Origin of the sequence: Blautia sp. RTP21359st1_E11_RTP21359_211015, from assembly GCF_040910705.1 — a bacterium.
Classification (GTDB): domain Bacteria; phylum Bacillota; class Clostridia; order Lachnospirales; family Lachnospiraceae; genus Blautia_A; species Blautia_A fusiformis.
Window position 1 is genome coordinate 1 of the sequence record NZ_JBDGAB010000030.1, and the last position, 20957, is coordinate 20957.

The window sequence follows — 20957 nt, forward strand, 5'->3', positions numbered from 1 at the left end:
GGTGGTTCCGATCCGCGGAAGTCTTACGGATCACTATGATCCGAGAACGAAAACGGTTTCCCTTTCAGAAGATATTTATGGAAGAAATTCTCTGGCGGCTGTGGGGGTGGCAGCACATGAATGTGGCCATGCGATCCAGGATGCGATCAATTATGCACCACTGAATATCCGTTCAGCCATTGTACCTGCCGCAAATATTGGTTCCCAGCTTTCATGGCCGCTGTTTATCGCAGGACTGATCTTTTCCATTGATCCGCTGGTAACTCTGGGAATTGTTTTGTTTTCACTGGCAGTACTGTTTCAGCTGGTGACACTTCCGGTTGAGATCAATGCGTCTTCCAGAGCGCTTAAAATGCTGGAAAGTACAGGTATCTTAGGTGCAGATGAAAAAAAGGGTGCAAGAAAAGTACTTACAGCGGCAGCGCTTACCTATGTAGCAGCTCTGGCGGCATCTATTCTGCAGCTTCTGAGACTGATTATCCTTGCAGGAGGTAGAGATCGTGATTAGCAGCGGAGTAAATACCAGAGAACTGATCCTTGAGATCCTGTTACAGATCGAGGAGGAGGGTGAGCACAGCCATATTGCGATCCGGAATGCGCTTTCCAAATATCAGTTTCTTCCGAAACAGGAACGTAGCTTTATTACAAGAGTATGTGAGGGAACCCTGGAATACAGGATCTATATTGATTATGTCATCGATTCTTTTTCCAAGGTTTCTGTAAACAAGATGAAACCGCAGATCCGTGAGATCCTGAGAAGTGCGGTATATCAGCTGAAATTTATGGACAGTGTTCCGGACAGTGCAGTATGCAATGAAGCGGTAAAGCTGGCACAGCGAAAAGGCTTTTATAATCTAAAGCCCTTTGTCAACGGGGTGCTCCGTACGATCGTAAGAGAGATCGGTGATCTGGAGCTTCCTTCCAGGGAAGAAAACGAAGTCCGTTATCTTTCTGTGAAATATTCCATGCCGGAATATCTGGTAGAAAAATGGAAAGCAGCCTACGGAGTGAAGACTACGGAGAAGATCCTGGAGGATTTTCTGACAGAAAGACCGATCACAGTACGGTGCCGTACTCATAAGGCGTCTCTGAGAGAGATCGTCACCAGTTTGAAGTCTCAGGGAGTGACAGTAGAACAGGCTCCTTATCTTCCCTATGCACTGAAGATTTCCGATTACAATCATATTTTGACACTTGAGACCTTCCTTCAGGGAAAGATCCTGGTGCAGGATGTAAGTTCTATGCTTGTAGCGGAAGCTGCAAGTCCGAAAAAAGGTGACCATATCATCGATATGTGCGCTGCACCAGGTGGAAAAAGCATCCATGCGGCAGACAAAATGGGGGATTACGGAAATGTGGATGCCAGAGATGTAAGTCAGTATAAGGCAGATCTTATCAAAGAAAACATCCACAGGACCGGAGTGATCAATGTGGAAGCCAGAGTTCAGGATGCAACGGTATATGATCCGGATTCCGAACAGGCTGCGGATATTGTGATCGCGGATGTACCGTGCTCCGGTTATGGAGTTATCGGCAAGAAACCGGAAATCAAATACCGGGCAACTCCGCAGAAACAGGAAGAGATCGTAATGCTCCAGAGAATGATCCTGGATAAGGCTGCAAAGTATGTGAAACCGGATGGAACGCTGATCTTCAGCACATGTACCATTGCCCGGGAAGAAAACGAAGAAAATGTATTATGGTTTTTAAAGAATTATCCGTACCGGCTGGAAAGCCTGGATCCGTATATTCCGGAGGAACTGCACTGTAAGTCCACGAAGCTTGGCTATCTGCAGCTTCTGCCGGGAATACATAAGACAGATGGATTCTTTATTGCCAGATTCAGAAGGAAATAACAGAAAATGACAGATGTAAAATCCATGACCATGGAGGAATTGAAGGAATTCATGACAAAGATCGGTGAAAAGCCTTTCCGGGCGAAACAGATCTATGCATGGCTTCACCAGCAGCTGGTTACCTCCTGGGATGAAATGACAAATCTTTCCAAAAGCCTCAGGGAAAAGCTTTCGGCTTATCCGATCACAGCACTGACCCAGGCAGATGTAAGGATCTCAAAAATTGACGGAACCAGAAAATATCTGTTCCAGCTGGAAGATGGAAATGTGATCGAGAGTGTTCTCATGCGGTATCACCACGGAAATTCTGTGTGCATTTCTTCTCAGGTGGGTTGCCGTATGGGATGCAGATTCTGTGCATCTACCATCGGAGGACTGACCAGATGCCTGAAACCGTCCGAGATGCTGGATCAGATTTACCGTATCCAGGCAGATACCGGTGAACGTGTGGCCAATGTAGTTGTGATGGGAACCGGTGAGCCGATGGATAATTATGACAATCTTGTCCGTTTTGTCCGGATCCTTACCGACGAAAACGGTCTTGGGATCAGTCAGAGAAATGTGACGGTTTCTACCTGTGGGATCGTGCCGAAGATGTATGATCTGGCTGAAGAAAAGCTTCAGATCACTCTGGCACTTTCCCTTCATGCTCCAAATGATGAAAAACGACAGGAACTGATGCCGATCGCGAATAAGTATTCTATGGATGAGGTTCTGGATGCCTGCAGAAATTATTTTGACAAAACAGGCCGAAGGATCACCTTTGAGTACAGTCTTGTAGCCGGCGTCAACGACAGTGAAGAAGATGCGAGACAGCTGGCAGGCCGTATAAAAGGCATTAATTGCCATGTAAATCTGATTCCGGTCAATCCCATCAAGGAACGCTCCTATGTGAGGTCTACTCGACAGGCTGTGGAGAATTTCAAAATAAAACTTGAAAAATACGGAATTAATGTTACTATTAGAAGGGAAATGGGCAGCGATATCGACGGTGCCTGTGGACAGCTAAGAAAAAGTTACATGGAAAAAACAGAAAGCGAGAAGTGACATGAGGATATACTCAGCTACTGATGTAGGGCAGAAGCGGAAGATGAATCAGGATTACGTGTTTGCATCTGAAGGTCCGGTTGGAAATCTGCCTAATCTTTTCACAGTCGCGGACGGAATGGGCGGCCATAACGCCGGTGACTATGCATCCTCACATGCAGTACGGATCCTTGTGGATGAAATCCGTGAAGATGCGGATTACAATCCTGTGAAGGTTATTCGTCATGCGATCGAAGCTGCGAACACGGAGATCAGAAACCGTGCGCAGGAAGACGAAAACCTCCGGGGCATGGGAACCACTATGGTGGTGGCGACTATTGTAGATCAGTATGCCTATGTAGCCAATGTGGGTGACAGCCGTTTATATGTGATCCAGGACGGAATCCGCCAGGTCACCAGAGATCATTCCCTGGTACAGGAAATGGTGAGAATGGGCGAGATCAGCGAAGCGGAAGCACGGAATCATCCAGATAAGAACATCATTACAAGGGCACTTGGCGCGGAGAAAACGGTGGATGTGGATTTCTTTGATCTGAAACTTGAAAAAGGATGTACGATCCTGATGTGTTCAGACGGTCTCAGCAATATGGTTGAAGATGAGAAGATCCAGGAGATCATATCCGATCCGGAAGCAGATATTGATCAGAAGGGCAGTGCGCTCCTTCGGGAAGCAAATCAGAATGGTGGTAAGGATAATATTGCAGTCGTACTGGTAGAGCCATTCACGAATGAGGTGGAAGCATGTTGAAGACGGGAATGATCACAGCCGAGCGCTATGAGATCGTAGGAAAAATCGGAACTGGCGGAATGGCAGATGTCTATAAGGCTATGGACCATAAGCTGAACCGTTTTGTTGCAGTGAAGGTCCTGAAACCGGAGTTTCGGGAAGACACCACGTTTATAAAGAAATTCAGAAGTGAGGCCCAGGCGGCAGCTGGTCTTACACATCCGAATATCGTCAATGTATTTGACGTAGGAGATGACGGCGGTGTTTATTACATTGTTATGGAACTGATCGAGGGTATCACTCTGAAGGAATACATCTCCAAGAAGGGAAAGCTTTCCATTAAAGAGGCTACAAGTATCGCAATCCAGGTTTCTATGGGTCTGGAGGCGGCACACAGCCATGGTATCGTTCACAGAGATGTGAAACCCCAGAATATCATTATCTCCACAGATGGTAAAGTAAAGGTGACAGACTTTGGAATTGCCAGAGCTGCATCTTCCAATACGATCAGCTCCAATGTAATGGGATCTGTACATTACAGCTCACCTGAGCAGGTGAGAGGCGGATACAGCGATGAGAAGAGCGATATCTATTCTCTTGGAATCACACTGTATGAGATGGTCACAGGAAGAGTTCCTTTTGACGGAGATACCACTGTGGCGATCGCTATCAAGCATCTGCAGGAAGAGATGGTTCCGCCAAGTGTTTATACACCGGACCTTCCGTACAGTCTGGAGCAGATCATTCTGAAATGTACACAGAAAAGTGTAGATCGTCGTTACAGCCGTATGGAGGATGTGATCGCAGACCTGAAGCATTCTCTGATCGATCCCCAGGGTGATTTTGTAAAGCTTACTACAGTTGACAACGATGCCAAGACGGTTGTGATCTCAGAAGAAGAGCTTGGTGAGATCAAACATACACCGAAGCAGATCACAAAACCGGAGATCACCGCACTTGAGGAAGAAAAATACGACGATAACGATTACGATGATGCAGAGGAAGAATACAGACCGAGATCCGAGCATAGATCCGGAAAGAAAAAGAAGCATCATGGTTCCGGAAGAGGTCTGACGATTGCGGCACTGATCGGAGGTGCAGTCCTTCTGATCGTTCTTGTGGTAGTGCTTGGACGTGCCGCAGGACTGTTTGGAACCGGCAGCAGCGGAGCTGCAGACAGCAGCAAGGCAGAAGCGAAGCAGGAATCAGCAGCTGACGGTCTGGCAACCGTTCCTGATCTTGTAGGCAAGACAGAGGAAGAGGCTAAAACACTTGCAAACGATGCACATCTGGGTGTCCAGATGGCCGGTGAGGAGGCATCCGATCAGGAAAAAGGCAGGATCTCCCGTCAGGAGACAGCTGCGGGAACACAGGTTGAAGCCAATACAACTGTGAAATACTGGGTAAGCACCGGAACAGCACAGGTTACGATCCCGGATCTGGATGGACGCACAGGAATCGATGCACAGCAGACTCTGGAAGATCTTGGACTTCAGGTAAATGTCCAGAAAGAATACAGTGACACAGATGACAACGGATATGCATTGGTAGATCCGGGATATGTTTACAATGTCGAGCCGGCAGCAGGTACTTCTGTGCAGGCAGGCTCTTCTGTGACACTGACAGTCAGCCGAGGGGTCGATTATGGCGATAATGCTGAGGTCCCGAGTGTTGTGGGAATGACCAAGGATGATGCACTTACTACTTTAGGTAAATTTATTGATATCCAGATAACAGAACAGCAGAGTACAGAAGCTGCAGGTACAGTTATCGCACAGGATCCGGAAGCCTATGCGGCAGCGGACCCGGATCAGCCGATCAGCATTACCATCAGCTCCGGTGACAAGGCTCCATCCACAGACGGCACAGCATCCACAGACGGCACAGCATCTGCAGACGGCACAGCATCTGCAGATAGTACAGCATCTACAGACAGCACAGCATCTGCGGACAGCACAGTATCCACAACTACATCTACAGCAGATGTCAATGCAAACACAGGCTGGAAATGTACACAGACACTGGATACTCCGTCCGGCTACAATGGAGGCGCGATCCGTCTGGAATTGATCCAGGACGTAAACGGTGAGCCTAAGGCATCCACCATCATTGATGGACAGAATATCAGCTTCCCGTATCAGCTTGATATCTCAGGTGCTGAGGGCGTTACCTCAGGAACCATCTATCTCTATGAAGAGGTAGACGGGGATTATCAGCAGCTTGGAACCTACACGGTTACATTCAAGAAAGCTGAGTGATCATGCAGGGAAAGATAATCAAAGGTATTGCCGGATTCTACTACGTATATGCAGAAGACGGTAATACATATGAATGCAGAGCCAAGGGAATTTTCCGTAAGGATAAATTCAAGCCTCTGGTAGGTGACAATGTGGACATTACAGTTCTGGATGAAAAGGAACTGGAGGGAAGTGTGACGGAGATCCACAAGCGTAAGAATTCTCTGATCCGTCCGGCTGTGGCCAATGTAGATCAGGCACTGGTGATCTTTGCCATGGATAATCCGAAGCCGAACTTCATGCTTCTGGATCGTTTCCTCATTATGATGGAGAGGGAAGGTGTTCCGGCAGTCATCTGTTTTAACAAAAAAGATCTGGCAACAACGGAAGAGCTGGAATTTCTCTATGAAACATACCAGAGCTGCGGCTATCAGGTGATCCTGTCAAGTGCCCTGAAGAGAGAAGGACTCGACGAGATCGAAGAAGTGCTTCAGGGCAGGACAACTGTGGTTGCCGGCCCATCCGGCGTGGGAAAATCTTCTCTTACAAATTCCCTTCAGGAAGAAGTGGAGATGGAAACCGGTGAGATCAGCCGTAAGCTGAAACGGGGAAAACATACCACGCGCCATGCACAGATCATACCGGTGGCACAGGATACATTCCTTGTGGATACGCCGGGATTTTCCTCCTTATATATTGAAAATATGGAGGAGCAGGAACTGAAGGATTACTTTCCAGAGTTCCGAAGATATGAAGGACAGTGCCGCTTTCAGGGGTGCCGTCACATACATGAACCGGGCTGCGCTGTTAAGGAAGCCCTTGAGAACAATGAGATCAGCAGACTCCGATATGAAGATTATCTGGAGCTGCACCAGGAATTAAAAGAGAAAAGGAGATACTGAGTCATGGAATACCGATTGTGCCCGTCGATCTTATCAGCAGATTTTAACAGACTGGGAGAACAGATCAAAATTCTGGAAAAGGAAGGCGTTGAATATCTGCATATTGATGTTATGGATGGAGATTTTGTTCCCAGCATTTCTTTTGGAATGCCGGTGATCAAATCGATCCGGAAAGAATCCAACATGTTTTTCGACGTACATTTGATGGTAACAGAACCGGAAAGATATATCCGCGATTTTGTAGAATGCGGAGCAGATTCCATTACTGTACATGCGGAGGCATGTGAGGATCTGGAGCGTACACTGGAGCAGATCAGGGCAGCAGGGGTAAAGGCGGCAGTTTCGATCAAGCCATCCACACCGGTAAATGACATCAGCCATCTTCTTGAAGATGTAGATATGGTGCTGATAATGACTGTTCAGCCAGGATTTGGCGGACAGAAATACATGGACGAATGCACGGAGAAGATCCAGGAGCTTCGTGAGCTTATTGATGAAGAAGAGCTGGATGTTGATATCCAGGTAGATGGTGGTATCAATGATGATACACTGGAGACGGTTATGCGTGCCGGTGCAAACCTCATGGTCGCAGGTTCCTGGGTATTTAAGGGCGATGTGGCAGCCAATGTAAGACACATTACAGAAAAAATCCACAATATCAAAAAAGAGCTGGACTGAAAATGATCGATACAATAATAATCAGCGGGGGCAATATCCAGAATGGTTTTGCCCTCGATTTTTTAAAAAAAAGAATAGAAGAAAGCCGAGGAGAGAAAATCACTCTTGTTGCTGCAGATAAGGGGATGGAATGGTTTATGAAAAACCGGGAATTTATTCCGGATCTTGCAATTGGGGATTTTGACAGTCTTTCCGAAGAAGGCCAAAAATATATGGAAAGCCTGAAGGGACCGGAGATCATCAGGCTGAAGCCAGAGAAGGATGATTCGGATACACAGTCTGCGGTAAACCAGATGATCCGCAAGGGTGCAAAGGATATCCTGATCCTGGGAGCTACCGGCACAAGGCTGGATCATGTGCTGGCGAATCTGGGACTGCTTTCTATGGGTAAGGAACAGGGCGTTCGTATTGCGATCGCAGATCAGTGGAATTATATCACACTTGCAGAAAGCGGAACTATACTGCACAGAGAGGAGCAGTTTGGAAAATATGTTTCATTCTTTACTGTGGGAGGTGATGTGACAGGCCTCACTCTGAGGGGATTTAAGTATCCGCTGAACGGATATCATCTGACAGTAGAAGACAGTGGCCTGACCGTCAGCAATGAGATTTCGGAAGAAACCGCAGAGATCCTGTATGAAAGCGGGCAGCTTCTGATGATCATGTCCAGGGACTGACAGTAACAACAAATGCCTCACAGTTGCGATTTCAGGCTGTGTATGGTAATATGGGACAGGAATGGCCTGAAAAACGGAAAGGCCTGTTTAAAGAGTATCTGAAAAATACTGTAAATAAATATATCGAAAGGATGTATATAGAGAGATGAAATTAGGTATCGTAGGACTTCCTAACGTAGGAAAAAGTACATTATTCAATTCACTGACAAAAGCCGGAGCAGAATCCGCAAACTATCCGTTCTGTACTATCGACCCCAATGTGGGGGTTGTAACCGTTCCGGATGAGAGACTGAATCTTCTCGGAGATTTTTATAAATCAAAAAAAGTAACACCGGCAGTGATCGAATTCGTCGATATTGCAGGTCTTGTAAAAGGCGCATCTAAGGGAGAGGGACTTGGAAACCAGTTCCTTGCAAATATCCGTGAGGTAGATGCTATCGTTCACGTGGTACGCTGCTTTGAGGATTCCAATGTTGTTCATGTAGATGGAAGCATTGATCCGCTCCGCGATATCGAGACTATTAATCTGGAGCTTGTTTTCTCTGATCTTGAGATCCTCGAGAGAAGAATTGCCAAGGTTACCAAGACTGCACGTATGGATAAGGAAGCTGCCAAAGAGCTTGCATTCCTTGAAAAAGTAAAGGCGCATCTGGAAGAGGGACAGCTTGCCATTACTCTGGAAACAGAGAACGAAGATGAGGATGCATGGCTTGCAACCTATAATCTTCTTACTGCAAAACCGGTGATCTATGCGGCTAACGTTGCAGAGGATGATATCGCAGATGATGGGGCGAACAATCAGTATGTACAGGCAGTACGTGAATACGCTGCCAAACAGAACAGCGAGGTATTTGTGATCTGTGCGCAGATCGAGGAGGAGATCTCCGAGCTGGATGAGGATGAGAGAAAGATGTTCCTTGAGGATCTGGGACTGACAGAGTCCGGCCTGGAGAAGCTGGTGCGCGCAAGCTATCACCTTCTTGGCCTTATGAGCTTCCTGACAGCAGGAGAGGATGAGACAAGAGCATGGACTATCAAGATCGGAACCAAGGCACCGCAGGCAGCAGGTAAGATCCACACAGACTTTGAACGTGGATTTATCAAAGCAGAGGTTGTGAATTATCAGGATCTTCTGGATTGCGGTTCCTATGCAGGTGCCAGAGAGAAGGGCCTTGTACGTATGGAAGGAAAAGAGTACGTTGTACAGGACGGAGATGTGATCTTATTCAGATTTAACGTGTGATCACCAACGTCTGTGAAATACCGGCTGTAAGCTGAAAAATTATAACAGGTGATTTTATGGATATGTCAATTCGGTTTCCCGGATTAAATCTGGTTTTGGATCATGTGCCGAGATCCTTTGAGATTTTTGGCTTTGAGATCACGATCTATGGCGTCCTGATCGCGATAGGAATGCTTCTGGGAATCTTTTTTGTGGTACTGGAAGCCAGAAGAAATCATGAAGATCCGGATGCATATCTGGATCTGGCCATCATAACGCTGCTTTCCGGTGTGGCAGGGGCAAGGCTGCTTTATGCGGCTTTTTCCTGGAGCCTTTATAAAAATGATCCGGGACAGCTTCTGAATATACGGTCCGGAGGACTTATGTTTTATGGCGGACTTCTGGGCGGTGTGCTGGGTGGTGCGGTCTACTGCAGGATCCGAAAGAAATCCTTCTGGCAGATGGCAGATCTTGCCTGCATGGGACTTCTGATCGGGCAGATAATAGGAAAGTGGGGGAGCTTTTTTAACAGAGAATCTTTCGGGGAATATGCAGACAACATTTTTTCCATGCAGCTGCCGTTGACTGCGGTACGGGCAGGAGAGGTCACCACGGCTATGCGTGAAAAGCTTCAAACCGTGGACGGTGGTACCTGGATTTTGGTACAGCCCTTGTTTTTCTATGAAAGTCTCTGGTGTCTGCTTGTGCTTTTGGTGCTTATGATGCTGCTTCGCAAAAAAGTATTTCAGGGAGAGATCTTTCTGAGATATCTGGCAGGCTATGGTCTTGGAAGAGCAGTGATCCAGTGGTTCCGCACAGATAAAATACTGTTTCCGGGAACCGGCGTGGATGTTTCACTGGTAATCTCGGTAATACTTTTTGTTCTTTGCACCGTGGTAGTTGCAGTGAAACGCGTGATGTCCAGAAAGCGGGCAAAAGTACGGATGAGAAGGATCGAGAAAGATCAGCAGGCAGAGAAAGAAGCGGAACAGCAACGGGAAAATGTAGCAGAGAATCTGGAAACAGAGACTGTACAGGGAGAAAAAAATGGATCAGAACGAGATACAGAAGAAAGAGGAAGCTCTTCGGAAAGCGTCACTTTTGCGGCAACTGCAGGAGGAACGGAAGAAGCTGGACAGCCAGATCAGGAGCAGGAGCGATCTTCTGAAGAATCTGGAGGCCAGCCAAAGAGTTGACCGTATTCTGGAATTATATTACGGAAACTGAGAGCAAACAGATATAGGATACAGATGCTTTTGTCTGATGGATCAGAATATAGGATACCGGCATTTGGCTGATAAGAGCAGCAGAAAACTGCCCTGCAGGAAAACGTCTTCTACGACGTTTCCGGCAGGGCAGTTTTTGTGCTGTGCAGTAGGAATATATCAGTACATCTTTCGGAAATCCAGAGGAGTTGTGCCTGTGACTTTACGGAACATGGCGATAAAGTGGCTGGCATCGGAAAATCCGGAAGCGCCGGCAACATCCTGGATCTTCATATCCGGTCTGGAAAGCAGAAGCTCACGTGCGCGGCTGATGCGGTACATGGTAACGTACTCGTAAACCGAGCAGCCCATAAAACGGCGGAACAGACGGGAAAGATACTGCGGAGAGACAAAAACGCTCCGGCTCAGCTGCGCTGCAGTGATATCCTGCTGATAACCGGTTTCGATTTCTTTTATTACCGGAATCACATATCTCTGGTAGAGAGGATTATCCTGTATCTTCGGAGAAGCTGCACAGTCTGTAAAATTCATAAGAAAATTATAGCAGTCGGAAGAAAGAGATTTCATATCCGGTGTGGGCTGATGATATTTACGCAAGGTAGAAGAAATCATTTTCCGGATACTGGCTCCTTGTTCCTTTTCGATAAGGATCACTTCCTGGTTGTCTGTCATGGAAGGAATGCTGCCTGCCAATGTTCCTGTGAAGGTGGCAAACATCGTGGTCCATGAAGTAGACTCCCTGTGATAGGAATGAGGGACACCGGGGGCGATGAGGATGCCCTCGTTGGCTCCGAGAGTATAAAATTTTCCACGGACTTCAATGCGTCCGGTACCCTTTTCAGTCTGGAGGTAATGATAATACGGATATCCGTCCGGACGGAAGATATTAACCTGATTCCAGTGGTTCCCAAGAGATTCAAACATGAAGGGAGCACTGACCGGAGTGTTTCTGAAATAGATCGACATGATATTCACCTGTTTCTAAATGTTATATATTTTGGCGAAACATATTATACCATAATCCGGTGGATTATACTATAATGATCATAGCATAAAAAACGAAGAATCCGGCAGAAAAAACAGAATCTGCCGGGCAGGAGGAAAAAATGAAAAAATTTGATCATTCTCTGTTAAAAGATCCCCGGTATTTCAGCGACGGAAGAATGGATGCCCACTCAGATCATACATATTATCGCTGTGAGGAAGAGAGAGAAGATGGGAAAACTTCTTTCCGTCACAGTCTGAATGGTCTCTGGAAGTTCCATTATGCACGGAATTATGCATCTGCTATCCCAGGCTTTGAGGAAGAAGCATATTCCTGTAAGGACTGGGAGGACATTTATGTGCCGGCACATATCCAGATGGAAGGATATGATGCACCGCAGTATGCCAATGTCCAGTATCCGTGGGAAGGCCATGAAGAACTTCATCCGGGACAGATCCCGGAACGTTTTAACCCGGTGGCAAGCTATGTGAGATATTTCCATGTGCCGGAGAGCATGAAAGGAAAAAGAGTATTTGTTTCATTCCAGGGAGCAGAGAGCGGCCTGGCTCTGTGGCTCAATGGAAAATTTGTGGGATACAGTGAAGATTCTTTTACTCCGTCAGAATTCGAGCTTACGGAATATCTGAAGGACGGCGAGAACAAGCTGGCGGCACAGGTGTTTAAATGGACAGCCAGCAGCTGGTGCGAGGATCAGGATTTTTACCGTTTTTCCGGAATTTACAGAGATGTTTATCTGTTTACGGTACCGGATGTCCATGTATATGATCTCAGGATCCGTGCCATTCCGGATGAAACTCTCAAAAAAGCCGAGCTTGAGATTGTGACCAGTACCTGGGGAAAAGGAAAAATGAAGCTTACACTTTCCGGAAAGGGAGAGATCCTTTTGCAGGAGGAAAGATCTCTGAACGGAGAGGATACCTGTACCTGGGAGATTCAGGATCCCCTTCTCTGGAGTGCAGAAGAGCCGAATCTCTATGATCTGGAGCTGGAGATCAGTGATGAAAGCGGAAAGCTCCAGGAGATTATCCCGGAGAAAGTTGGTTTCCGCCGTTTTGAAATGAAGGATGGTATCATGACCCTTAACGGAAAACGTATCGTATTCAAGGGTGTGAACCGTCATGAGTTCAGCTCTGTCACAGGAAGACATGTGTCCCGGGAGGAACTGCTCAAAGACATCGTGATCATGAAACAGAACAACATCAATGCGATCCGTACCTGTCATTATCCGGATGCATCTCCGATCTACCGTCTCTGTGATGAATATGGTATTTACATGATCGCAGAAAACAATCTGGAGTCTCACGGAACCTGGGATATAGCAGAATTTACCGGAGATCACACGGATATCGTTCCGCACAACAAACCAGAATGGCTGGGCATGATGCTAGACCGTGTAAATTCCATGTATCAGCGTGACAAGAACCACCCGGCGATCCTGATCTGGTCCTGTGGAAATGAATCCTTTGGTGGAAAAGATATCTTTGAGATGTCTGAGTTCTACCGCAAGAATGATCCTACAAGACTGGTACATTATGAGGGGGTTTTCCATGACCGCAGCTACAATGCCACCAGTGACATGGAAAGCCAGATGTATCCTTCCGTAGAAGCGATCCGGGAGTTCCTTGCAAAGGATGACAGCAAGCCGTTTATTTGCTGTGAGTATACCCATGCAATGGGAAATTCCTGCGGTGCAATGCATAAATATACAGATCTTACAGATACAGAACCGAAATATCAGGGTGGCTTTATCTGGGATTACATTGATCAGTCTATTTACAAAAAAGACCGTTACGGTAAAGAATTCCAGGCATACGGCGGAGACTTCGGTGAACGTCCTACAGATTATAATTTCAGTGGAAACGGTATCGCATACGGCGGAGACAGAGATGCTTCACCAAAGATGCAGGAGGTAAAATTCAACTACCAGAATATCACTGCGCAGGTAAGTGAGGATTCTGTTAAGATCATTAACAAAAATCTTTTTGTAAATACGGACACATTCCGGTGTGAAGTGACTCTTGCAAAGAACGGTCATGTCCTCCGCACAGAGACACTGGATACAGCGGTGGAGCCTTTAAGCCAACAGACCTACAGACTTCCATTTGGAAAACAGCAGCGCCCGGGCGAATATACGGTAACCGTAGCCTTCCTTCTCAGAGAAAAAACACTTTGGGCAGAGGCAGGACATGAGGTTGCTTTCGGCCAGTATGTTTATCAGGTGGAAGGAACACCGGAAGCTCCTGCGTGTGGCGTGGAGCTTGTGAGAAGCCTTCATAACATCGGTGTCCGCGGGGAAAATTTCGAAGTGCTGTTTTCCGTTCTCAATGGTGGTCTGGTTTCGTATAAATATGCAGGAAGAGAAATGATCGAAGCGATTCCGAAGCCCAACTTCTGGAGAGCCCCTACAGATAATGATTGCGGAAGTCTGATGCAGATGCGCTATGCACAGTGGAAGATCGCCAGCATGTACGCAAGTCATAAGGATTACCGAAAAGGCATGTATGGTCCGGCCAATGCTCCGGAGACAACGGTTCACGAAAACAGCGTGGAGGTTGCTTTTACCTACATCCTGCCAACTACGCCTGCCAGTGAATGCCGTCTTGCCTATGAGGTAACCGGAGATGGAAGAGTAAAGACAACGCTGACCTATGATCCTGTAAAAGAGCTGGGTGATATGCCGGAGTTCGGAGTACTCTTTAAATTCAATGCGGATTATGATCATGTTCAGTGGTACGGCCTGGGACCGGCAGAGACTTATGCAGACCGGAAGCATGGCGCAAAGCTCGGCATTTATGAGAATCTCGTGACAGACAATATGGCACGCTATCTTGTGCCGCAGGAATGCGGAAACAAGGAGGAAGTACGCTGGGCAAAGATCACAGACAGAAAGGGTAGAGGAATGCTCTTTGAGATGGATAAAGAAAACGGCCCGATGATGTTCTCGGCACTTCCATATACTCCTCATGAAATGGAAAATGCCATGCATCCCTATGAGCTTCCGGCAATCCATTATACCGTTGTCCGTGCCGCAAAGGCGCAGATGGGTGTTGGAGGAGATGACAGCTGGGGTGCCCGCACCCATCCGGAATACCTTCTGGATACTAATGGAAAGATGAAATTTTCCTTTGCGTTCAAAGGCCTTTAAAATGTCATAAAATAACAGAACATAAAGTCAGAAAAAAGCTTCCGGCGACTGTCCGGAAGCTTTTTCATTTCATAATAATGCACAGAAAATAAACAGGTTGAAAAAAAACCTGTGGATATTTCATGAAATGAAAAAAAACTTGGATATGCACTTGTTTTTTCATGGTAAATAGTTTAGAATGATTACATAAGTGGTAGAAAGTGGTGAATAGTGGTAGCGAATGGGGATGAGTGGCAGAACACACCATTTGCACCCTGGAAGCACGAAGGGGAGAATCGTGTTTCACGAGAGTAGGTGGGTTTCATGTTCATGGGCGAGTATAATCATACGATCGACGCGAAGGGGCGTCTGATCATCCCTTCCAGGTTCAGGGAACTCTTAGGGGAAGAGTTCGTACTGACAAGAGGGTTGGATGGTTGCCTTTCTATTTATCCGATGGATGAATGGGTTGCTTTTGAAGAGAAACTCCGAGCATTACCACTTACAAATAAAGACGCAAGAACCTTTTCACGTTTCTTTGTAGCCGGAGCTACAACATGTCAGCTGGATAAGCAGGGAAGAATCTTGGTGCCGCAGACGCTGCGCCAGTTCGCTGGTCTGGATAAGGATGTGGTGCTTACGGGTAATCTGAACCGGATCGAGGTTTGGAGCAAAGAGAAGTGGAGCGAGAACTGCAATTATGATGATATGGACAGCATTGCGGAAAGCATGCAGAACATAGGAATCGTCATTTGAGCATAACGCAGGTAGAAATCCCACAGGAGACGGATATGGAATTTAAGCATAAATCTGTATTACTCAATGAGACCATTGACGGCTTAAGGGTAAAGCCGGATGGAATCTATGTGGATGGCACTTTAGGAGGAGCGGGACACGCCACAGAGGTGTGTAAGAAACTTTCTGCCAAGGGGAGATTTATTGGCATAGATCAAGACCAGGATGCGATAATTGCTGCGAGTGAACGGCTGTCAGCCTTTAATCAGGTGACAATCATTCGCAGCAATTATTGTTACATGGCAGATGAGCTGAGATCCCGTGGCATTGAGAAGGTGGACGGGATCCTGCTGGATTTGGGAGTGTCATCTTATCAGCTGGATAATGAAGAGCGAGGTTTTTCCTATCGGTACGATTCTCCTCTGGACATGCGAATGGACAGAAGACAGAGCCGTACAGCCGGTGATATAGTCAACGGTTATGAGGAACGGGAGCTGTATCGGATTATCCGCGATTACGGCGAAGATAAATTTGCCAAAAATATAGCGAAACACATTGTGGCTGCCAGAGAGCAGGCACCGATCCGGACAACCGGAGAACTGACAGAGATCATACGGGGTGCGATCCCCATGAAAATACAAGCTACAGGAGGACATCCGGCCAAGAGGACTTTTCAGGCAATACGTATTGAGCTCAACCGGGAGCTTGACGTGCTCCGGGATTCCCTGGACGGCATGATCGATCTCCTGGATGACGGAGGAAGGATCTGTATCATTACATTCCATTCTCTGGAAGACAGGATCGTTAAGACCATTTTCCGAAAAAATGAAAATCCCTGTACCTGCCCGCCGGATTTTCCGGTCTGCGTATGCGGAAAGAAATCCAAGGGTAAGGTGATCACAAGGAAACCGATCTTACCGGGAAAAGAGGAAATGGAAGAGAATCCGAGGTCCAAAAGTGCGAAGCTTCGTATTTTTGAACGGAAAATGTAGTTGAGAGATGGAAGGTAGGCAAATGGCGAAGACAGGAAGAGGGACTACAGCCAGAAGAAATCGAAATACCGTCAGGAACAGCAGAGAAATGTATGTTCAGGGAAATGCGGTAAAACGGCTGCAGGAAGTTCCTCAGAGGACTGATCTGCCCGAGATACAGGAAAGGCGACGGCTGGCTCAGAAAAGAAAACAGAAATCCGCAGTACCTGTGACACCGGCAAAACAGGTGGTAAGCAGACAGGCACAGCGGAACCGGGAAAAGGCAATGGCCATGAACAAGGGGTTCGTTCTGTTTCTTACGGCAGTTTCCATCGCGGTACTTTTTACCTGTATCAATTATCTTCAGGTAAAATCCGAAATCACGGCGAGTATGAAAAATGTTGCAAATCTGGAATCTGAGCTTGCACAGCTGAAAGAAGATAACGATGCATATTACAGTCAGGTCACTTCTGCAGTGGATATCAGCGAGATCAAGAAAAAAGCTATCGGCGAGCTCGGAATGAAATATCCTTCGGAGGATCAGATACAGACCTATACCACAGAAGGAAACAGTTATGTGAGACAGTATCAGGATGTGGACACACACAAGTAACAGAAGTACAGTTTTTAAGCAGGTGATCGATTGAGTACAAGAAGGCGCAGGCCGGTAAAAAAAATAAATTACAGTATGAAGAAAAAGCTGGCAGTACTATTTTCCTTAGTGTTGCTGGCTTTAGTCGGTTTGGTGGCAAGAATTACCTATATCAATGCCACCAGCGGAAGCAAATATCGAAAGCAGGTGCTGAGTCAGGCTCAGCAGAAATATGAAAATCAGACACTTCCGGCAAAAAGAGGAGATATCTATGACCGGAACGGGAATATCCTGGCAACCAGCAACAAGGTCTATAATGTGGTCCTTGACTGTCTGGAGGTCAATAAGGATCAGGATTCCGTGGAGCCTACCATAAAGGCTCTTGTGGAAGTCCTGGGATTGGATGAAGATGAGATGCGGAAGCTTCTCACCGACAGCAGTACAAAAAAAAGTCAGTATCAGATCGTAAAGAAACAGATTTCCATGGACGACAAAAAAGCCTTCGAAAAATACGAAGATCCGGGGGACGACAGTGAACTGACTGCCACGCAGCTGAAAGAACGTTCCAGGATCACAGGTGTATGGTTTGAAGAAGATTATCTCAGATCTTATCCGTTTAATGAGACTGCCTGTGATACCGTTGGATTTACACTTTCCAGAGATGTGGCGGATGCCGGACTGGAAGGATATTACAATGCGACACTTACCGGCGTGGATGGAAGACAGTACGGATACATCAACAACAATTCCGATGTAGAACAGACGATCATCGAACCGACGGATGGCAAAAGCATTGAGACCTCGCTGGATCTGGGACTTCAGCAGATCGTGGAAAAATACGTAAATACCTTTGAAGAAAAGATGGGAGCCAAAAATGTAGGCGTGATCATCGAGGATCCGAAAACAGGAGAGATCCTGGCAATGGACGGCGGTGACCGTTATGACCTGAATAACCCGAGAGATCTTTCAAATGTGTATTCCCAGAGTGAGATCGCTGCTATGAACGATGAGGAAACCGTGGAAGCGCTGAACGGAATGTGGAGTAATTTCTGCGTGACAGATGCCTACGAGCCGGGATCGGTTGTAAAGCCCATCGTTATGGGCTCCGCACTTGAAATGGGAGCGATTTCCGAGAGCGATAATTTTGTCTGTGACGGCGGACAGTCTTTTGGAGCGGAAGGTGCGACTACTTTTATCAAATGTGCGGTATGGCCGGATGCTCACGGGACAGAAGCTCTTTCCGATGTCATTGCCAATTCCTGCAACGATGGTATGATGCAGATCGCAGCAAAGATGGGAAAAGATAATTTTCTTAAGACACAGAGCGTTTTCAATTTCGGAACAAGAACCGGTATCGATCTTCCCAATGAGGGAAGCGGTGTGATCCATACCAGCGATACCATGGGAGAAACGGAGCTTGCATGCTCTGCTTTCGGACAGGGCTATACACTGACCATGATACAGGAGATCAATGCAATGTGTTCTGTGATCAATGGAGGATACTACTATCAGCCTCATCTGGTGACGAAGATCAAGGACAGCAGCGGCGGAATCGTAAAAACGATCTCTCCGACACTGATGAAGCAGACGATTTCTGAGAAGATATCTGCAGATATCCGCTCCTACATGGCTGCCAGCGTAGACCATGGTACCAGCCGTACCTCCAAGGTGCAGGGCTACAGCTCCGGTGGTAAAACCGGTACTGCCGAGAAGCTTCCGCGAGGCAATGGCAAGTATCTGGTATCCTTTATCGGATTTGCACCGGTAGATGATCCGGCGCTTGTGATCTATGTAGTTGTGGATGAGCCGAAGGTAGATGATCAGGCAAGCAGTACGTACGCACAGTACATTGCACAGGGAATCCTTTCCGAAGCACTTCCGTATCTGAATGTACAGCCGGATGAGGCAGAGGATGGAGAAGTTCCGACTACAGAGCTGTGGGAACTTTTTAAGGGAATCAGCGATTCTGCAACAGGAACCGGCGCGGACGGGCAGAAGGAGGCAATTTCCGATGAGAATGTACCAAGTCCGCCGGAAGATGAGTCGGAGGACAGTGATACCGAAGATAATAACGATATGCAGAGCGAAGGTCTTACCAACGAGGAGGCCGGTCTGGAATAGATAAAAAGAATACCCTCTTAGGGGAACGTCATATATTACAGTGACGACCTCTGAGAGGGATTTTTTTATGATCCGGACCATGGTTTATCACAGGAAAAAAATATGGATGGTTTTTCTGATCTGCATAATGCTTCTTCTGGGACTTGTGGGAAGACTCTGGTATCTTATGAATGTTCGGGCAGAATATTATTCAAAAAAGGCGGAGGATCTTCATGAGAGGGAACGTGACATAAAAGCAGCCAGGGGAAAGATCCTGGACATCAGGGGAAATATTCTGGCAGATAACCGGACAGTCTGCACAGTATCGGTGATACACAGCCAGATCAAAGATCCTGAAAAAGTAATCCGTGTACTGTCCGGAGCATTGTCTGTAAAAGAAGAGGAAATCCGAAAAAAAGTTGAAAAAATTTCTTCTATTGAAAGAATACAGACAAACGTGGAAAAAAGCATTGGAGACAGGATCCGGGAATATGACCTTGAGGGAGTGAAGGTAGATGAGGATTATCGGAGATATTATCCTTATGGATCTCTCGCTTCAAAAGTACTGGGATTTACCGGAGGTGATAATCAGGGGATCATTGGTCTTGAAGTGAAATACGATGAGATCCTGAAAGGAGAGCCCGGAAAGATCCTCACAGTTACGGATGCACGTGGTGTGGAGATCGACGGAACCGGAGAACGGAGGAAGGAACCGGTGTCAGGAAATACTCTGCGTACCAGTCTGGATGTTAATATCCAGGAATATGTGCAGCAGGCAGCAGGTAAAGTCATGGAAGAAAAACAGGCGGAGAGAGTTTCCATACTGCTTATGAACCCTCAGAACGGAGAAATCTATGCCTGTGTCAATGTGCCTGAATTTGATCTGAACGATCCGTTTACTCTGAATACAGAAGAAACAGCAGCAGAGGGAGAAAAGAAGCAGGATCTTCTGAACCGGATGTGGAGAAACCCCTGCCTGAATGATACCTATGAACCTGGCTCGACTTTTAAGATCATCACTATGGCAGCAGGGCTGGAGGAAGGAGTGGTGTCAACAGAGGATCGTTTTTTCTGTCCGGGCTATAAGGTGGTGGAGGATCGGCGGATCCACTGTGCAAAGAGAACAGGACATGGTGCGCAGAGTTTTGTAGAAGGTGCCCAGAACTCCTGTAACCCGGTATTTATTGAGGTGGGTCTGCGGCTTGGAGCAGACCGTTATTATAAATATTTTAAACAGTTCGGACTTTTGAAAAAAACAGGAATAGATCTTCCGGGAGAGGCAGGAACGATCATGCATAACCCCAAAAATATGGGCGAGGTGGAGCTTGCCACGGTATCCTTTGGCCAGTCGTTTCAGATCACACCGATCCAGCTTGCAACAACCGTCAGTGGGATCATCAATGGCGGAAACCGGATCACACCTCATTTTGGGATCAGCGTGGAAAGTGCGGACGGAACAAAGGTGCGGACACTGGAATATCCGGTGGAAAGCGGGATCGTGTCCGGTGAGACTTCCCGGACAGTACGTACGATCCTGGAAACTGTAGTTTCAGAAGGCTCCGGAAAAAATGCCGGGATCCAGGGGTTTTCCATTGGGGGAAAAACAGCTACCTCTCAGACACTGCCCAGAGGCTCCGGCAGATATATTTCTTCATTTCTGGGGTTTGCCCCGGCAGAGGATCCGAAGGTCCTGGCTCTTTGTATCATCTATGCACCCCAGGGTATGTATTATGGTGGGATCATTGCTGCACCGGTGGTACGCAGTATTTTTGAAAATGTACTTCCCTATCTTGGAATCGAGAGGACAGTTACGGAAACTCCATTCGGGGAAAACCGGGCAGATGGGGTTGATTAATG

General features: G+C 47.0%; 17 protein-coding genes. 16 read left to right on the plus strand and 1 reads right to left on the minus strand.

The genetic code is table 11. The annotated features are described in order from the left end of the window. The 10 genes from AB5026_RS11330 to lgt form a co-directional block, all read left to right on the plus strand. A partial coding sequence (locus AB5026_RS11330) for a zinc metallopeptidase (protein ID WP_368213351.1) occupies positions 1-508 on the plus strand: 508 nt, incomplete at its 5' end. Next, a complete protein-coding gene (rsmB, locus tag AB5026_RS11335; protein ID WP_368213354.1) occupies positions 504-1856 on the plus strand; it encodes a 16S rRNA (cytosine(967)-C(5))-methyltransferase RsmB in 1353 nt (450 codons plus the stop codon). The genes AB5026_RS11330 and rsmB, both read left to right, overlap by 5 nt. Before the next feature lie 6 nt (positions 1857-1862). Next, positions 1863-2903: a 23S rRNA (adenine(2503)-C(2))-methyltransferase RlmN gene (rlmN, locus tag AB5026_RS11340; RefSeq protein ID WP_015526117.1), complete on the plus strand. Its 1041-nt coding sequence runs from the start codon at positions 1863-1865 to the stop codon at positions 2901-2903. Between the two features lies 1 nt (position 2904). After that, positions 2905-3651, plus strand: coding sequence for a Stp1/IreP family PP2C-type Ser/Thr phosphatase (locus AB5026_RS11345; RefSeq protein WP_021651617.1), 747 nt, complete (start codon positions 2905-2907; stop codon positions 3649-3651). Beyond that, a complete protein-coding gene (gene pknB, locus AB5026_RS11350) occupies positions 3645-5888 on the plus strand; it encodes a Stk1 family PASTA domain-containing Ser/Thr kinase (protein WP_368213352.1) in 2244 nt (747 codons plus the stop codon). The genes AB5026_RS11345 and pknB overlap by 7 nt, the downstream gene beginning before the upstream one ends. A gap of 2 nt (positions 5889-5890) precedes the next feature. Continuing rightward, the gene (gene rsgA, locus AB5026_RS11355; protein WP_227588583.1) at positions 5891-6769 is read left to right on the plus strand and encodes a ribosome small subunit-dependent GTPase A; all 879 of its coding nucleotides are present in this window, start codon (positions 5891-5893) and stop codon (positions 6767-6769) included. 3 nt (positions 6770-6772) lie between these two features. Beyond that, on the plus strand, positions 6773-7447 hold the full coding sequence (gene rpe / locus AB5026_RS11360; RefSeq protein WP_015526113.1) for a ribulose-phosphate 3-epimerase: 675 nt from the start codon (positions 6773-6775) through the stop codon (positions 7445-7447). A 2-nt stretch (positions 7448-7449) separates the two neighbouring features. Further along, positions 7450-8124, plus strand: coding sequence for a thiamine diphosphokinase (locus tag AB5026_RS11365; protein WP_021651620.1), 675 nt, complete (start codon positions 7450-7452; stop codon positions 8122-8124). 145 nt (positions 8125-8269) lie between these two features. Further along, positions 8270-9367, plus strand: coding sequence for a redox-regulated ATPase YchF (gene ychF / locus AB5026_RS11370; protein WP_044961563.1), 1098 nt, complete (start codon positions 8270-8272; stop codon positions 9365-9367). 56 nt (positions 9368-9423) lie between these two features. Further along, positions 9424-10542 (plus strand): prolipoprotein diacylglyceryl transferase, encoded by a 1119-nt coding sequence (gene lgt / locus AB5026_RS11375; protein ID WP_173739729.1) that lies wholly within the window; start codon positions 9424-9426, stop codon positions 10540-10542. A 189-nt stretch (positions 10543-10731) separates the two neighbouring features. Here the strand turns inward: lgt and AB5026_RS11380 are convergent, their stop codons facing one another. Continuing rightward, positions 10732-11538, minus strand: a complete 807-nt coding sequence (locus AB5026_RS11380) for a helix-turn-helix domain-containing protein (protein WP_015526109.1) — start codon at positions 11536-11538, stop codon at positions 10732-10734. Positions 11539-11678: 140 nt separating this feature from the next. Between AB5026_RS11380 and AB5026_RS11385 the strand changes: the two genes are divergently transcribed. From AB5026_RS11385 to AB5026_RS11410, 6 genes are all read left to right on the plus strand, one after another. Beyond that, entirely contained in the window at positions 11679-14723 is a 3045-nt protein-coding gene (locus tag AB5026_RS11385) for a glycoside hydrolase family 2 TIM barrel-domain containing protein (protein ID WP_265190955.1), read from the plus strand. A gap of 303 nt (positions 14724-15026) precedes the next feature. Further along, a complete protein-coding gene (gene mraZ, locus AB5026_RS11390; protein WP_021651636.1) occupies positions 15027-15458 on the plus strand; it encodes a division/cell wall cluster transcriptional repressor MraZ in 432 nt (143 codons plus the stop codon). 35 nt (positions 15459-15493) lie between these two features. Then, positions 15494-16429 carry a 16S rRNA (cytosine(1402)-N(4))-methyltransferase RsmH gene (gene rsmH, locus AB5026_RS11395; RefSeq protein WP_015526106.1) on the plus strand — a complete coding sequence of 312 codons (936 nt, stop codon included), beginning with the start codon at positions 15494-15496 and terminating at the stop codon, positions 16427-16429. 22 nt (positions 16430-16451) lie between these two features. Continuing rightward, positions 16452-17021: a hypothetical protein gene (locus AB5026_RS11400; protein ID WP_015526105.1), complete on the plus strand. Its 570-nt coding sequence runs from the start codon at positions 16452-16454 to the stop codon at positions 17019-17021. Positions 17022-17051: 30 nt separating this feature from the next. Further along, positions 17052-19121: a penicillin-binding protein 2 gene (locus AB5026_RS11405; RefSeq protein ID WP_227588587.1), complete on the plus strand. Its 2070-nt coding sequence runs from the start codon at positions 17052-17054 to the stop codon at positions 19119-19121. A 67-nt stretch (positions 19122-19188) separates the two neighbouring features. Then, entirely contained in the window at positions 19189-20955 is a 1767-nt protein-coding gene (locus tag AB5026_RS11410) for a penicillin-binding protein 2 (RefSeq protein WP_215638556.1), read from the plus strand. Positions 20956-20957 lie beyond the last annotated feature (2 nt).

What these genes read in the sequence shown, in the direction of transcription:
- rlmN (WP_015526117.1), top strand. Translation starts at nt 1,863, where the DNA reads ATGACAGATGTAAAATCCATGACCATGGAGGAATTGAAGGAATTCATG.
- AB5026_RS11345 (WP_021651617.1), top strand. Translation starts at nt 2,905, where the DNA reads ATGAGGATATACTCAGCTACTGATGTAGGGCAGAAGCGGAAGATGAAT.
- pknB (WP_368213352.1), top strand. Translation starts at nt 3,645, where the DNA reads ATGTTGAAGACGGGAATGATCACAGCCGAGCGCTATGAGATCGTAGGA.
- rsgA (WP_227588583.1), top strand. Translation starts at nt 5,891, where the DNA reads ATGCAGGGAAAGATAATCAAAGGTATTGCCGGATTCTACTACGTATAT.
- rpe (WP_015526113.1), top strand. Translation starts at nt 6,773, where the DNA reads ATGGAATACCGATTGTGCCCGTCGATCTTATCAGCAGATTTTAACAGA.
- AB5026_RS11365 (WP_021651620.1), top strand. Translation starts at nt 7,450, where the DNA reads ATGATCGATACAATAATAATCAGCGGGGGCAATATCCAGAATGGTTTT.
- ychF (WP_044961563.1), top strand. Translation starts at nt 8,270, where the DNA reads ATGAAATTAGGTATCGTAGGACTTCCTAACGTAGGAAAAAGTACATTA.
- lgt (WP_173739729.1), top strand. Translation starts at nt 9,424, where the DNA reads ATGGATATGTCAATTCGGTTTCCCGGATTAAATCTGGTTTTGGATCAT.
- AB5026_RS11380 (WP_015526109.1), bottom strand. Translation starts at nt 11,538, where the DNA reads ATGTCGATCTATTTCAGAAACACTCCGGTCAGTGCTCCCTTCATGTTT.
- AB5026_RS11385 (WP_265190955.1), top strand. Translation starts at nt 11,679, where the DNA reads ATGAAAAAATTTGATCATTCTCTGTTAAAAGATCCCCGGTATTTCAGC.
- mraZ (WP_021651636.1), top strand. Translation starts at nt 15,027, where the DNA reads ATGTTCATGGGCGAGTATAATCATACGATCGACGCGAAGGGGCGTCTG.
- rsmH (WP_015526106.1), top strand. Translation starts at nt 15,494, where the DNA reads ATGGAATTTAAGCATAAATCTGTATTACTCAATGAGACCATTGACGGC.
- AB5026_RS11400 (WP_015526105.1), top strand. Translation starts at nt 16,452, where the DNA reads ATGGCGAAGACAGGAAGAGGGACTACAGCCAGAAGAAATCGAAATACC.
- AB5026_RS11410 (WP_215638556.1), top strand. Translation starts at nt 19,189, where the DNA reads ATGATCCGGACCATGGTTTATCACAGGAAAAAAATATGGATGGTTTTT.